The organism is Pseudomonas sp. GR 6-02, from assembly GCF_001655615.1.
Lineage (GTDB): Bacteria > Pseudomonadota > Gammaproteobacteria > Pseudomonadales > Pseudomonadaceae > Aquipseudomonas.
Genome location: NZ_CP011567.1, coordinates 2143363 through 2157896, shown reverse-complemented (window position 1 = coordinate 2157896; position 14534 = coordinate 2143363). Strand labels below are relative to the sequence as shown.

The 14534-nt window shown below is 59.9% G+C and carries 12 protein-coding genes; 7 read left to right on the top strand and 5 right to left on the bottom strand.

Annotated features, from left to right (window positions below; genetic code table 11):
• Nucleotides 1–7: 7 nt before the first annotated feature.
• Complete coding sequence (locus tag PGR6_RS09520) at nucleotides 8–1246, bottom strand: MgtC/SapB family protein (protein WP_064616929.1); 1239 nt, start codon at nucleotides 1244–1246, stop codon at nucleotides 8–10.
• Between the two features lie 261 nt (nucleotides 1247–1507).
• On the opposite strand from PGR6_RS09520, the gene PGR6_RS09515 reads away from it, so the two are divergent.
• The 3 genes from PGR6_RS09515 (at nucleotide 1508) to PGR6_RS09505 (ending at nucleotide 4038) form a co-directional block, all read left to right on the top strand.
• On the top strand, nucleotides 1508–2428 hold the full coding sequence (locus PGR6_RS09515; RefSeq protein WP_018928184.1) for a universal stress protein: 921 nt from the start codon (nucleotides 1508–1510) through the stop codon (nucleotides 2426–2428).
• A gap of 50 nt (nucleotides 2429–2478) precedes the next feature.
• Nucleotides 2479–3126 (top strand): BON domain-containing protein, encoded by a 648-nt coding sequence (locus PGR6_RS09510; protein ID WP_064616928.1) that lies wholly within the window; start codon nucleotides 2479–2481, stop codon nucleotides 3124–3126.
• A 165-nt stretch (nucleotides 3127–3291) separates the two neighbouring features.
• On the top strand, nucleotides 3292–4038 hold the full coding sequence (locus tag PGR6_RS09505; RefSeq protein WP_064616927.1) for a helix-turn-helix domain-containing protein: 747 nt from the start codon (nucleotides 3292–3294) through the stop codon (nucleotides 4036–4038).
• 14 nt (nucleotides 4039–4052) lie between these two features.
• On the opposite strand, the gene PGR6_RS09500 is transcribed toward PGR6_RS09505, so the two are convergent.
• Complete coding sequence (locus tag PGR6_RS09500; RefSeq protein WP_064616926.1) at nucleotides 4053–6335, bottom strand: heavy metal translocating P-type ATPase; 2283 nt, start codon at nucleotides 6333–6335, stop codon at nucleotides 4053–4055.
• A 292-nt stretch (nucleotides 6336–6627) separates the two neighbouring features.
• Between PGR6_RS09500 and arcD the strand changes: the two genes are divergently transcribed.
• Nucleotides 6628–8121 (top strand): arginine-ornithine antiporter, encoded by a 1494-nt coding sequence (gene arcD / locus PGR6_RS09495; protein WP_064616925.1) that lies wholly within the window; start codon nucleotides 6628–6630, stop codon nucleotides 8119–8121.
• An 85-nt stretch (nucleotides 8122–8206) separates the two neighbouring features.
• The gene (locus PGR6_RS09490; RefSeq protein WP_064616924.1) at nucleotides 8207–8749 is read left to right on the top strand and encodes an Hsp20/alpha crystallin family protein; all 543 of its coding nucleotides are present in this window, start codon (nucleotides 8207–8209) and stop codon (nucleotides 8747–8749) included.
• Between the two features lie 93 nt (nucleotides 8750–8842).
• On the opposite strand, the gene polX is transcribed toward PGR6_RS09490, so the two are convergent.
• Nucleotides 8843–10627, bottom strand: coding sequence for a DNA polymerase/3'-5' exonuclease PolX (gene polX / locus PGR6_RS09485; protein WP_064616923.1), 1785 nt, complete (start codon nucleotides 10625–10627; stop codon nucleotides 8843–8845).
• 291 nt (nucleotides 10628–10918) lie between these two features.
• Here polX and PGR6_RS09480 point away from each other — a divergent pair, with 291 nt between their 5' ends.
• Nucleotides 10919–12286: an erythromycin esterase family protein gene (locus tag PGR6_RS09480; protein ID WP_064616922.1), complete on the top strand. Its 1368-nt coding sequence runs from the start codon at nucleotides 10919–10921 to the stop codon at nucleotides 12284–12286.
• Between the two features lie 34 nt (nucleotides 12287–12320).
• On the opposite strand, the gene PGR6_RS09475 is transcribed toward PGR6_RS09480, so the two are convergent.
• Nucleotides 12321–12971 (bottom strand): dienelactone hydrolase family protein, encoded by a 651-nt coding sequence (locus PGR6_RS09475; protein WP_064616921.1) that lies wholly within the window; start codon nucleotides 12969–12971, stop codon nucleotides 12321–12323.
• Nucleotides 12964–13668, bottom strand: coding sequence for a phosphoribosyltransferase (locus PGR6_RS09470; RefSeq protein WP_064621224.1), 705 nt, complete (start codon nucleotides 13666–13668; stop codon nucleotides 12964–12966). The genes PGR6_RS09475 and PGR6_RS09470 overlap by 8 nt, the downstream gene beginning before the upstream one ends.
• Before the next feature lie 289 nt (nucleotides 13669–13957).
• Between PGR6_RS09470 and PGR6_RS09465 the strand changes: the two genes are divergently transcribed.
• The gene (locus tag PGR6_RS09465) at nucleotides 13958–14524 is read left to right on the top strand and encodes a phosphoribosyltransferase family protein (protein ID WP_018928194.1); all 567 of its coding nucleotides are present in this window, start codon (nucleotides 13958–13960) and stop codon (nucleotides 14522–14524) included.
• The last annotated feature ends 10 nt before the right edge of the window (nucleotides 14525–14534 follow it).

The following is a 14534-nucleotide window of genomic DNA, read 5'->3' as shown; positions in this document are numbered from 1 at the left end:
ATGCCCGTTAATGCAGCAACATGCCCACCCACATCGCCAACGTCAGCAAGACCTGGCCGGGAATGACATACGCGGCGAACCGTCGCCCACCACTGACCCAGGCCACCAGGCATTTGCTCAGGGAGTTACTGCTGATGGCAACCAGCGTGGGCCCGGCAATGGCGTCGAACGGCAACAGTCCGGCCTTGGCCAGGGCGCCAATGGACGCCGTCGAAGAATGGGCATCGGCGAAACCGGTGAGCGTCGTCGTGACCATCACGCCCACTTCGCCAAAGTGATTGAGCACCATCGAAGACACAAAGGTAACGCCGGTCATGGTCAGTGCGATGACCAACGCCAGCTTGAGGTTGAACGCACCGCCGACCTTGACCGGCTGATTGTCGCCACTCGCAGGTTTGGGCAACATCAGGCTCAAGCCATACAGCGCCGTGGCGGCGGCACCCAACAACAGCGGCCCCCACATGTAGCGCAATAGACCGATGTCGACCGCCCCCAGGATCAGGCCGACCTGAATGATGGTCGCCAGGTTGGACAGCATCGCTGCCGCACTCAAGACTTTGATGTTGCCTGGCTCCTTGGCGACAAGGTGCCCCATCGCGGCGATGGTCGCGATGCTGGAAGCAAACCCGGAGGCGATGGCGCTGACCACATAGCCGTAACGGGCACCCAGGGTACGAACGGCAATATGCCCGACCGCCCCGACGGCCATCAGCAACACCGTCAGGGTGCAAATGGTGCGCAGATTGATGGCGGCATAGGGGCCGATAAAGCGATCCGGCGCCAATGGCAACACCACCAGGGCCGCGACCAACAGCACCAGACCGTCGCGCATCTCCCCTTCAGTCAATTGGCTGCGCGCAAAATGATGCAGTTTTTGGCGATACGTCAGCAGCCCCGCCACCACCACGCCAATGGCGATGGCCAGTTCGGGCGCGCTGTTACACAACGCCCCCAATGCCAATACCGTGAATAACGCCACTTCACTGGTGACACCAGGGTCAGTGCCCAGGCTTCGCCAGTAAGCCACAGTGACCAGCAAGGCCACCGAAACCGCCATGATGCCCACCAGCAAACCACCACCGATTTGCATCGCCACATAACCCAGCAACGCGGTGATCGCGAACGTACGCAATCCGGCACAGGCGCGACTGTCCCCCCGCCCCTTGTGCCGTTCACGTTCAAGGCCGACGAGCATGCCGATCCCCAGCGCAGCTGCCGCCCCTGCCAGGCCCAAGGTTTCGTTCATGTGATTCCTGTCCGGGTATAAGCCACAACCCCAAGACTGCACCGGCATGACGCAGGAGAGATTGATAGTGGTCAATGTTTTATAGATGGACCTGGCGCCCCCCGCCACACGTCGGGCAGCAAGCTGGATCACTCGCCAGATTGATAAAGATCAATCCCGGCCCCCCGGTCAGCGGCAGGATAAAAGCCAGAGGACCACTGCCCAAACGCAGGGGTGCCAGTGAGTACAGGAATATCTACGATTATTGACGGGAGTTTGGTCATGTCTGAGCAATCACGCTTCATGCTGGTCGTCTCGCCCCTGATGGAAAACAGCCCCGCGTTCGACCGCGCCGCTGCGTTGGCCAAGGCCTCGGGCGCGGCCCTGCATATCGTCGCCTTCGATTACCTGCAAGGGCTGGCAACGGCGAGCATGGTCAACGAACAAGCGCTGGAGGAGATGCGGCTGGGGTATGTCGAGCGCCATCGGCAATGGCTCGAAGAACAGGCCCGCCCCTTGCGTAAAATCGGGGTGCCCGTCACCACGGAGGTGATCTGGGTTGAACGACCTTTGCAGGAAATCCTCATTCATCTCAAAGAACAGCCGATGGCGGTACTGATCAAGGCACTGGAATACGAGTCGCTGCTGTCACGGATCATGTTCACGCCCCTGGATATCCATTTGCTGCGCGAATGCCCGGTACCGCTGCATTTTGTCAGCCACGTGAAGCACGCGCTGCCGCGCAAAATCGTCGCCGCGGTCGATCCCTTCCATAGCAATACCCAGTACAAGGATTTCAACGACAGGATTTTGCGCGAGGCCTCAAAACTGGCCAGCACCTGTAACGCCCAGCTCGACGTGATCTACGCCCACGATCTTTCATCCCTCAGTGCGGACGAGTTCGATTTCGACAGTAGCTCAGCGCTGTTTTCCCCAGGCAAAGCCAAGACACTGTTTGATGCTCAGGCCGATGCCTTCCGTGAACTGGCTGAGCGCAATGGTATTGCGCCAGAGCAACAGCACATGATCATGGGCAACCCGACCAAGGTTCTTACCCAATACGCCGATGCCTACGACATCGACGTGCTTGTCATGGGCCGGGTCGGCCACCGGGGCGTGGGCCGACTGGTGGGCAGCACGGTGGAGCATCTGTTGTACAAAATGCCATGCAGTGTCTGGGTGGTTTCACCTGAGGAACTGTAGAGGGCTGTTTCGCACCTGGCCTACCAACCTTTCAGACAAAGGACATCACCATGAACGACTTGAGTCTGCGTCAGAGCATTATGGATGAGCTTGAATTCCAGCCTGAGATCGATGCCGCCAACATCGGTGTGACCGTAGACAATGGCGTCGTCACGCTCACCGGGCACGTTAAGAGCTACGCGCAAAAAGTCAGCGCGGAACGCGCGGTAAAAAGCATAAAAGGGGTACGGGCCGTGGCCGAAGAAATTCAGGTCAGGCCGATGAAAAGCGCGGGCACGGCGGACGACGCCATTGCCTCCCGCGCCTTGAATATCCTCACCTGGAGCTCCGACATTCCCGAGCAGGACATCAAAGTCATCGTGCAGAAAGGGTGGATCACCCTTGAAGGCGAAGTGGACTGGCAGTACCAGAAAGAAACCGCCGAGATGGCTGTGCGCAAGCTGTCGGGGGTGGTAGGCGTGGACAATCGGCTCGTCCTTCGTCCGCAAGTGAACGTGGACGATATCCAGCGTCGTATCGAAGAAGCCCTCAAGCGCAATGCCGAAGTCGATGCCAAGGAAATTCACATCAAGGTCGAAGGCGATGTGGTGAAGCTGGAAGGCAAGGTTCATTTATGGCGCGAGCGTAAGATCGCCGAACGTGCTGCCTGGTCAGTACCGGGAGTGAGGCAAGTTGATGATCATCTGCGCATTGCCTGAGTCAACGAGCCCGGGGAAACCCTAATTTCCCCGGAGCATCAAGGGTTTGCGGCGGGCCAGCGGGCTTCCCGTTCGTCGATTGCTCCCGGCAATCCTCCGAACGGAGCCCGTGCCCAAATGCACAACACCTATGCTTTATATATAAACCCCCATGGCGCCATTGACATGACTGAAGTCCGCCTGCTTCAGGGTCAACACCTCAAGGCTGCCTGTTCCAATTGCAGTGTATTAGCGTTTTGCCTGCCTTTTGGTCTCGACAAACTGGAACTCGAGCGCCTGGACAAGCTGATTTTGCAACGGTTCAAGGTCCGCAAAGGCGCCCCCCTCTACCGCGCAGGCGATCCCTTGCGTTTGCTGTATGCGATCCGTATCGGCTCATTCAAGACCAGCGTGCTGTCGATCGATGGCCGCGAGCAGGTCACCGGGTTCCAATTGCCCGGCGAGATGCTCGGCCTGGATGCCATTAGCGCCGAAGAGCACACCTGCAATGCATTTGCTCTGGAGGACAGTGAAGTCTGTCCCATCCATTTTTCTCAGCTGGAAAAACTCGCCCGGGAGCTGCCGGCACTGCAACACAACCTGAACAGGTTTCTGAGCCGTGAAGTCGTCCGCGATCACGATCTGCTGATGATGTTGGGCAACATGAACTCGGATGAGCGTCTGGCCGCCTTTCTGCTGAACCTGTCGCTACGCTTGAGCATGCGTGGCTACTCATCCAGCGAATTCATACTCAAGATGCGGCGCGACGAAATAGGCTCCTACCTGGGGTTGCGCCTGGAAACCATCTGCCGGGGTATCGCCCATCTGCGGGAACAGGAGCTGGTGGAAATAGCCGGTCGTGAGGTCAAGATCCTGAACCTGCACGGGCTCAAGCAGTTGGTCGCCGGTTGCCATTCGGTGGCCCTCCACTGACGCTGTATGGCTTTTCAACGCTTATCAAGGTAACGAAACAACTCTTCCTCCTGATCGAAGTGCAGCCGCACGAGGGTATCCAGGCGGATCAACTGATGCTGGATCTCATCGACAGAAGCTGTTGCAGGGTCGGCACTGAAATCCGTGCTCATGCGCGCCAGCAAATGGATCAGGCGGAAGATCTCACGGTGGACGTGGCTCATCGCCGACATGGGGTCCTCGCCGGGCAGGCTTTGCGTCAACAGCGGATACAGGTTTTTTTCGTCGTCCCGTTCATGGCGGGCCAGTGATTCCTGCAGGTTTTTTACCAGCGCCAGCAAGTCGCTCTGCGCTTGCTCGAGTGGGCGCTGGGCGAAGTCGCTTGCCAGTTGATGCAGATCGCTGAGTACCGAAGCGAGCTGGTCGTGTTCGTCCTGCAGGTGATCGATATGCTCGGCGGCCAGCTTGCGTTGGCGCAAACCCGGTAACGGCCCCAATGCACGCAAGGCATTGAAGATGATCACCACGTCGATACCCTCCTGCACCACGGCACCGACCAGCGGTGGCAAGTAGCCGAAGGCGGCTACCCCCATGGCCAGCACCGACATGCCCATGCCGGCCAATACGCCTTGACGGGCGATGTGGCGAGTCTGACGGGCGATGTCCAGCGCCTCGACCAGACGGTCCAGACGATCCACCAGCAGCACCACGCCCGCCGCTTGCGCGGACGCCGTGGCACCGCTCGCCCCCATGGCCACCCCGACATTGGCCGCCGCCAGGGCGGGGGCATCGTTGATGCCATCACCGACCATCAGTGTGCTGGCATGCTGGCAGGCATCCTGTACCGCACGCACCTTGTCCCCAGGACTCAACCCGGCACGCAACTCGTCGATCCCGGCCGACAATGCAATCATCTCGGCGGTTTCCACGCGATCGCCCGTGAGCATGACGATCCGCTCGATGCCTCGGTTGCGCAGTCGGCGCAGGGTCAGCGGGGTTTCCCGACGCAGCTTGTCGGAGAAGATCAGCAGGCCCGCGAGTGCCCCGTCCACTTCAACGAAGCTGCCGCTGCACGCCAGGTAATCCATGCGACGCAACATGGTGGCAGCCCAGTCGCCAACCGGCGATTCATTTTGAACAAAGGACAACGTGCCGAAACGCACCCGCAGGCCATCGATCAACCCGCAAAGACCGGAGCCCGGACTTTCCTCGACCGCCTGCGGCACGCTGAGCGCCAATCCACGCTGACAGGCCGCCTCGACAATGGCCTGGGAGATGGGGTGCGTCGAGGCCTGTGCCAGCGAAGCGGCCAGGCCCAGCAGACGCTGTGGATCGAGCGCTCCGTTGGTCTCGATCGACTGCAGACGCGCGTGGCCGCTGGTCAACGTGCCGGTCTTGTCGAGAAACACTTGCTTGACCTCGGCCAGCGCTTCCAGGGTGACGCCGTCCTTGATCAGGATCCCGCGCCGCGCTGCCCTGGAAATACCTGACATGATCGAAATCGGCACGGCCAGAATCAACGGGCAAGGCGTGGCCACCACCAGCACCGCCAGCGCGCGCAAAGAGTCGCCACTCAGGTACCAGGCGAGGCCGGCAATCAGCAATGTCAGCGGTATGAAGAACAACGCGTAACGGTCGGCCAAGCGCACGAAAGGCGCGCGCGATTGCCGTGCGGCTTCAGCCAGGCGCACGACCCCGGCGTAGGTGCTCTGCGCTGCGGTTCGAGTGGCGGCCAGCAGCATTGGCGCGCCGACATTGGTCACCCCGCTGGGCACTAGCTCTGCTTCCAGGCGGGTGACCGGCAATGACTCGCCGGTGAGTGCCGACTCGTCGAGAATCGCCGTGGGGCTGAGTAAACGGCCATCGACCGGTACCACTTCCCCCAGGCGCACAAGCAGCGTCTGATGCGGCTGGATCTGCTCGACCGGAATCTGCCGTAAATTGCCGTTCTCCTGCAGCCAGGCAACGCGTGGCGCCCGGTCGACCAGCGCACGCAGTTCGCGTTCGGCGCGTTGTTGGGTGAAGAACTCCAGGATGCGCCCCGACGCCAGCATCAAGGCAATCACCGCCGCCACCAGCGTCTGCTGAAAAAACAACGCGGCGGCAATCGACAGCAGAGCGATAAGGTCCACACCCGCTTCGCGCCGGGCCAGGCGCCTGACAATCTCGACGAGCAGCACCAGGGCCATCACCAGACTGCCCGCGGCCCAGCAAATCGAGGCCCAGTCAGACTTGTGAGCAAGCTGCGCAATGCCCCCGGCCAGCAGGGTCAGGGTGGTGAGCAGCAATAAAACCGGGTCCAGCCACTTACTGAACATCGATGTGGATTCCTCAAGAAACGCTGCGCAGCCCTCGTTGTACAAATGCCTGCGGCTCATCGCCGTCATGGGTTGAGCTTAGGTCTGGAATGCCCGGCATGTTCGCTGCGCGCTATCAATTGAAGCGTCGCCTGGCGTTAGCGCAATGGCCGCTGCGGGACAAAATCGCTATGTGCTTTCTTTCTGATTTAAATCAAACAGCCAGGGGCCGTTCACGTAGACATTTAGAGTCAGCGTTCACACCGTCGTATCTGCGGTCAGCGCTCATTCTTTCGTTTCGTGGAGGCCTGACATGGCGACTCATCTGCACGGCACGCAACCGATTCTCCCGCCGACTGCCCCCCAACCCCTGGCCGGCAGTTGGCGACAACTGGAGCCTAAACGCCTGTCCCTGAGCCTGCTGACGGCTCTGGTGATCGGCTCGATGATCGGCAGCGGCATTTTCAGCCTGCCGCAAAACATGGCCGCCAGTGCGGGTGCCGGTGCCATCCTGATTGGCTGGCTGATCACCGGCGTCGGCATGCTGTCGCTGGCACTGGTCTATCAAACCTTGTCCAGCCGTCAGCCGACCCTGGACAACGGCGTGTTTGCCTATGCCCGGGCGTTGGGCGGTGAGTTCCTCGGCTTCAACTCCGCCTGGGGCTATTGGATCAGCGCCTGGGTCGGCAACGTCAGTTACATGGTGATTCTGTTTTCCGCGCTGAGTTTTTTCTTCCCGCTGTTTGGCGAAGGCAACAACAAAGCGGCGATTGTCGGGGCGTCCGTGGTGCTCTGGTCATTGCACTGGATGATCCTGCGGGGCATGCGCACCGCGGCCAAAGCCAACGCCCTGACCACACTGGCCAAAGTCGTGCCCTTGCTGCTGTTTATCGGGCTGGTGATCGCGGCCTTCCAGCGTCAAACCTTCATGGTCGACTTCTGGGGCTCTCCCGCACTGGGCAGCACGCTGGATCAGGTCAAAAGCACCATGCTGGTGACCGTCTGGGTGTTCATCGGGATCGAGGGTGCCAACGTGTTTTCCGCCCGTGCGGCCGAACGCGTCAATGTTGGCCGCGCCACCGTTATCGGTTTCGTCATTACCTTGTTGCTGCTGATTGCGGTGTCCCTGTTGTCGCTGGGCATTCTCGGACAACCGGAGCTGGCGACCCTGAAAAACCCTTCGATGGCGGGCGTACTTGAGGCAGTTGTCGGGCCGTGGGGCGCGATGCTGATCAGCATCGGCTTGATCATTTCAGTCGGTGGCGCCCTGCTCGCCTGGACGCTGCTGGCAGCCGAATCGATATTCACCCCGGCCAAGGAAAAGGTCATGCCGGGTACGCTCGCCATGGAGAGCACCCGTGGCGTGCCCGCCAATGCGCTGTGGATCACCAACGGCTGCATACAGCTGTTCCTGCTGCTGACGCTGTACTCGAGCGCCACTTACCTGACCCTGATTTCCCTGGCCACTTCGATGATTCTGCTGCCGTACCTGTTCAGCGGTTTGTACGCATTGAAACTGACCTGGCAGGGCCAGACCTACGCCGGTCACCGTGGCCTGCAACTGCGTGACATGGCCATTGCCTCGGTCGCCACGCTGTATTGCCTGTGGTTGCTGTATGCCGCCGGGCCTAAATACATGTTGCTCAGCGCTTTGCTCTACGCCCCCGGCTCGTTGATTTACCTGGGCACCATGAAAGCTCGTCAGGGACAAGCGCTCAACGGCCCCGAGACGGGACTGTTGATCATTATCTGGGTGGCGGCAGCCATCGCCGGCTGGATGTTGTGGTCCGGAGCACTGGCCTTGTAAGGGCGAGTGCCGGGTTGTTGTTTTGTCGTGGTGGGCCGAAACCAATGCTCGCGGCTCACCTTATTCGCCAAGAGGAGAAAAGAAAATGAGCAACTCCGTGAAGAAAGTACCCGTTCATACCGAAGCGAAAACCGCTCTGCGCCCAAAGACAACTGAACTGATGCGGCCCTTCGAAAAGCTTCGGCAACAGGTCGACCATCTGTTCGAAGACTTCAGTCTTGGCTCGGGGTTGTCGCTGTTCAACCGTGGACTGTTCGATGTCGCCCCCTTGTGGGACCGGGAATTGATCGGTCAGAGCATGCCTGCGGTAGACATCGTCGAGAAAGATAAAAGCTTCGAAATCACTGCCGAGCTTCCCGGCATGGATCAGAAGGACATCGAGATCAAACTGTCCAATGGCAGCCTGATCATCAAAGGGGAAAAGCAAGAAGCGAAGGAAGAAAAAAAGAAAGGCTACTATCTCAGCGAACGTAGCTATGGCTCCTTCGAACGGATGTTCAACCTGCCCAAAGAGGTGGATGCCGATAAGATCGAAGCCAGTTACAGCAAAGGCGTACTGAGCATCTCGTTGCCGAAAAAGCCTGAAGCCCTGAAGGCTGACAAGGTCGTGCAGATCAAAGGCAACTGAGTCCCGGGCCTGCCCCTTGTCGGGAAACCGACAAGGGGTTTTTTATGGGTACCAGACAACCTCGCCCTTCATCTCCTGAACGTTGTGGGGCTCTTAATGACCAACCAATGCCTTGAGCTCGGTCAGCGAGCGGGTATTGATCACGTTGTGTTTTTCCAGCCAGCCACGGCGTGCCTGAGCGACGCCATAACGCAAGTTGGCGAAATCAGCAGTGCGGTGTGCATCCGAATTGACGCTGATCAGCACCCCCTCATCCTTGGCGTACTGGCACTGCAGGTCGAACAGATCCATGCGTTGCGGTTGCGCGTTGAGTTCCAGGCAGCAACCACGCTGAGCGGCAGCCTTGATGATTGCCGGCAGGTCCAGGTTCAGCGGGTCGCGTTCGTTAATCAGGCGACACAAGGGGTGGGCCAGGATGGTGAAGTAGCGATGGTCCATGGCCCTGAGAAGGCGTTGGGTCTGTTGACGCAGCGTCAGGCCGAAATGACTGTGGACGGCGCCCACCACCAGATCCAGGCGTCCCAGGATATCGTCGGGTAAATCCAGGTGGCCGTCTTCGAGAATGTCCACCTCGATACCCTTGAGCAACGTCATGCCCTGCAAGCGACTGTTAAGCGCATCGATTTGGTCGATCTGCTTCAACAATTGCTCGACTCCCAGCCCATGGGCCACCCTGAGGGACTGTGAATGGTCGGTGATCGCCAGGTATTCCAGCCCAGCCTCCCGGGCCGCCAGCGCCATCTCTTCCAGGCTGTTGCCTCCATCCGAAGCGCGGGTATGCGCATGAAGGTCGCCTTTGAGGTCGGTCAGCTCAATCAGCCCAGGCAAATGGCCGGCCAATGCCGCAGCGACTTCGCCACGGTCTTCGCGCAGTTCCGGCGTGATCCACGGCAAGCCCAATGCCTGATAGACCGAAACCTCGGTGGTGCTGGCCAGGCGATTTTTGGCCCGGAACACGCCATATTCATTGAGCTTGAGCCCCAGCTTCTGAGCCCTCTGACGAATCGCGATGTTATGAGCCTTGCTACCGGTGAAATACACCAGTGCAGCGCCATACACCGCCGGCTCGACGACACGCACATCCACTTGCATGCCTGAGTTCAGCATGACGCTTGCACGCGTATGCCCCTTGACCAGCACGGTGGAAATGTCCGGATGGCTGATGAACTGCGTGGTGACATCCACCGAAGGCGCTGCCGCCACCAGAATATCGATGTCGCCGACGGTGTCGCGCATGCGTCGCAGGCTTCCGGCAGTGGTTGCTTGCTCGACTCCCGGCATCTGCTGCAGGTATTCGGTCAGTCTGCGCGCCATCGGCTCAACCAAAGCCAACGGCAAACGGCGATCCTTTCCGATCCCCTTCTGCGCGGCACTCAACAGCCGCGCTTCCATCCGCTCACCGAAGCCGGGCAAATGGCGAATGCGACCCTGTTGAGCGGCCAGACAGAGTTGCTGCGCAGTTTCGATACCCAGGTCGTGATAAAGGTTTTTGACGCGCCTGGGTCCCAACCCGGCAATGGAAAGCAGCCCGACCAGCCCGGGTGGCAATGTCGAACGCAAGCGTTGGCGTAGCGAGCAATCGCCGGTGGTCACGATTTCATTGATCTTGCCGGCAAGATCAACCCCGATCCCGGTCAGTTTGGGTAGCGGCTCGCCACGAGCGAGGGTTTTCGCCACATCAAAGGTCAGCGCCCTCAGGGTCCGTGCTGCATTGCGGTAAGCCCGGATCCGGAAGGGATTGGCGTCCTCGATGTCCAGCAGATCAGCGATTTCATCAAAAACCGCAGCGATATGATCGTTGTCGACCACCTGACCGCCGCTGGTCGGGGGCGGCAAGGCCGACGAAGGTGCCTGGAAAGGCGCGACAGCGTGCTTCATGGCATGACTCCCATCGCACAGGCTTCATGAAATCAGCATTACCGATCCAGCCTTCCCGGCATTGATATAGGTCAGACAGCAACCGAACACTCATCGGCCATTTCGTGCACCGACTATTGATAAAACTCAAATACTCGACTGCATTCAGGCGTAGGAATGATTGAAGAGGCGGTACAGGCCCGCGACGTCGAATGGATCGAAAACAACCCCGTGCGAGCCCTGCCCTGACAGTCGACGTGATGCCGCGCCGCATCGCACGTCGGGCAATCCACCCTTATGGGGATGACGTTCATGAACACACCTTCCCAGAACATGCTGAACCAGCTGTATGGCACGCATACCCACATTGACGAGGCCTCCATCGTCCCGCTCTTGCGCCAATACGCCGAACCCCTGCCGGAACTGAATTCACCGGCCTTTGGCGAAATGTTCGACCGCTTCGCCGATGCGCGCGTGGTGATGATCGGTGAAGCCAGCCATGGCACCAGTGACTTCTATCGGACCCGGGCGGCGATTACCCAACGGCTGATCGAGCAACACGGATTCAATATCGTGGCCGTTGAAGCAGACTGGCCGGACGCGGGCCATGTAGACCGTTATGTCAGAGGGTTGGCGCGCTCGGCGTGGACGCGGCACATTTTCAGCCGGTTCCCGACCTGGATGTGGCGCAACACCGATGTGAGAGCGTTCACCCATTGGCTGCATCAATACAACCACCAACACGCGCCTGAACAGCGCGTCGAGTTTCGCGGTCTGGACGTTTACAGTTTGCGCAATTCCATCCATGAGGTGCTGAGCTATCTGGACCGTGTCGACCCGCAACTGGCACACGAAGCACGGCGTCGCTATGGCTGTTTGACCCCGTGGCAGGATGATCCTGCGCTGTACGGCCACTTCGTCGAACGCGACGGCATAATGCCCTGCGAGCATGCGGTGGTCGAACAGCTCAATGCCATGCTCGCCGAGCAACTGGCCGGGGATATCAAGGACGATGAAGCGTTCTTCGATGCGACCCAGAACGCCCGGGTCATCCTGGCGGCGGAACAATATTACCGAGCGATTTATCGAGGTTCGACGGCCTCCTGGAACCTGCGTGACAGGCACATGTTCGACACGTTACGTGTGTTGCTCGAACACCGCGGTCCGCAAGCCAAGGCCGTGGTGTGGGCGCACAACTCCCATATCGGCAATGCGGCCGCGACGGAGATGGGCTGGAAAGGTCAGTTCAATATCGGTCAGCTGTGCCGCAGTGCCTACGGGCGCGATGTGGTGCTGATCGGCATGAGCACCGACCGTGGCCAGGTGGCCGCGGCCGACGACTGGGATTGCGAGATGCTCATCAAGGACATCCGGCCGTCCCGGCCAGACAGTTGGGAGCGCAAGTTCCTCGACGCCGGCGTCCCGGCTTCATTGACCGACTGGCGGGATCCACAGCGAAAAGAGCTGCGCCGGGCCCTGTCCAAACCGCTGCTGGAACGGGCCATCGGTGTGATCTATCGACCCGCGAGCGAACGCTTCAGCCATTACTTCGAGTCAGTGTTGACCGAACAATTCGACGCCATGGTCTGGATTGAACAGACGCAACCGGTAACCGCGTTGCCCCTGCCAAAAAGCCAGGCGCTGGAACCGGAAGACGAAACCTTTCCATTCGGCATATGACAGGCATCGGACGGTGGTCGTCTGCGTGGGATGACTACCGTCGCAAATACTGCTCGAACCAGTCGCCGGCCAGTCTGGCGACTTCTTCGAGGGTTCCTGCTTCTTCAAAAAGATGTGTCGCGCCCGCCACCACTTCCAGACGCTGTTCGCACTGCAGGGCGCGACTGCTTTGCACATTGAGATTGAGCACCACCGGATCCAGCTCACCGACAATCTGCAAGGTCGGCGCCTTCACGCGGGACAGCGCCTCACCCGCCAGATCGGTCCGCCCTCCCCGGCTCACCACCGCATACACCACGTCCGCCCGCTCGGCCGCTGCCAACAGTGCCGCCGCGGCACCGGTACTTGCGCCGAACAATCCGATCGGTAGCGGTTGCAGTTCGGCGTCCTGACCAATCCAGTCGATCACCTTCACCAGTCGGTTGGACAGCAGCGCAATATTGAAACGCAATTCCCGGGTCTGGTTGTCCAGGTATTGCTCTGGCTCCGTGAGCAGATCGAACAGCAACGTACCCAACCCCCGCTGAGCCAGAGACAGCGCAACCTGTTGATTACGCGGGCTTGATCGACCACTGCCGCTGCCATGAACGAACACCACCAGGCCGCCAGCGTGCGCCGGCAGACGCAAGTCGGCAGACAGCTCCACGTTCCCCAGGTCCAGCTTTCGATAGCGAAGCTCAAACATCGGAGTTCTCCTGACCGGAAGCACTCGTGCCGGATTCTCTGCGCCAGGCCCGATGCAAAAGATCGATGACTTCTTCGTCCGAGGTCTGGAAAAAATTCAAATACCAATTGCCGATCGACATCAGCCACTCGGGGGTGAGCGGGCAGATCACCTCATCGACTTCGCTAAACAGCGCCTCTACCGTCTCCGGTGGCGCCACCGGCACGGCGATGACAATACGCGACGGTGCTTGCAGGCGCGCCGCCTGGACCGCCGCCATCATCGAGGCCCCGGTCGCCAGGCCATCGTCGACCAGAATCACCACCTGATCCTTGAGCGCCAAGGGGGCACGCGAGCCCCGGTACAGGCGTTCACGACGCAACAGCTCCTGGGTTTCCCGTGCCACCACGTTATCGAGCGTGCGCTGATCGATACGGTTCGCCCGCAGCGTATCGTCATTGACGATCTGGATACCGCCACTGGCAATCGCGCCCATGGCGAACTCCTGATGGAATGGCACCCCGAGCTTGCGGACCAGCATCAGGTCCAGGCGAACCTCCAGGGCCGTGGCAATTTCATAGGCCACCGGCACGCCGCCACGGGGCAAGGCGAGAACGATGACATCGGGTCGATGAGCGTATTTGAGCAGCGGCTCCACCAGCCTTCGACCGGCATCAACCCGGTCACGCAGGAGGGTTTGCGTTGAGGGACTATAAATCACTTGAAAACCTCCCCAGGCGAGCACACCTGTCGGTTCGTATCACACAGCCTTGACCTCTCCACGTCCTTGCGGGATCAAGCATCAGTTTTTATTAAAAATCCTCCGCTGGAGTCTCCTTGTCGTTGATTTTTATCAAGCTCGCGCGCAAGGCCAACCCTGTCCGCGCAAGGGACCGGGCATTTCATTTCGCCGTTGTTGATCAATATCAATCAGGCTGGGGCGCAATGGATTACGTTGCCAATAGTGGACAGCGCCGCCCCGCAGCGGCGCGCTATGGGAGACTGTCATGCCGACCTTATTTGCGAGCCCGCGATTGCGCTTGTACGACAGCGATGAACTCGATTCGGTGTTGCAGGCAATGGCGCGCCAGGCCGCGGCACTGTTGCCGCCCACTCAAACGGCACTGATTGGCATCCAGCGCCGCGGCGAACCTCTGGCGCAGCGTTTACAGCAGCATCTGTCACATCAGACCGGCCAGCCAGGACTGCCGCTCTACCCCTTGAAGGTCAAGCGCTATGCCGATGACCTCAAAGTGCTGCATGCCCACACCGAACTGACCGAAAACCCACAGCTGGGCGAGCTGGACCTTGCCAGCACCACCCTGCTCGTTGTCGACGATGTGCTGTTTGAAGGCCATTCGCTCCTGCGTACCTGCGCGTATCTGGCGCAACTCGGTGCTCGTCGGGTCTACACGGCCGTATTGGTCGACCGGCACGTCTGCCAGCAGCCGATCCATGCCGATATCGTCGGCGTGCATCTGCAAGTGGCCGCCACTGACATCGTCGAATGCAACGTGCCACCTTACGAAAGGGAGTTTTGTATTGAAGTCTGGCGGCATGGCGCCGCGCGATGACGGCGCAACA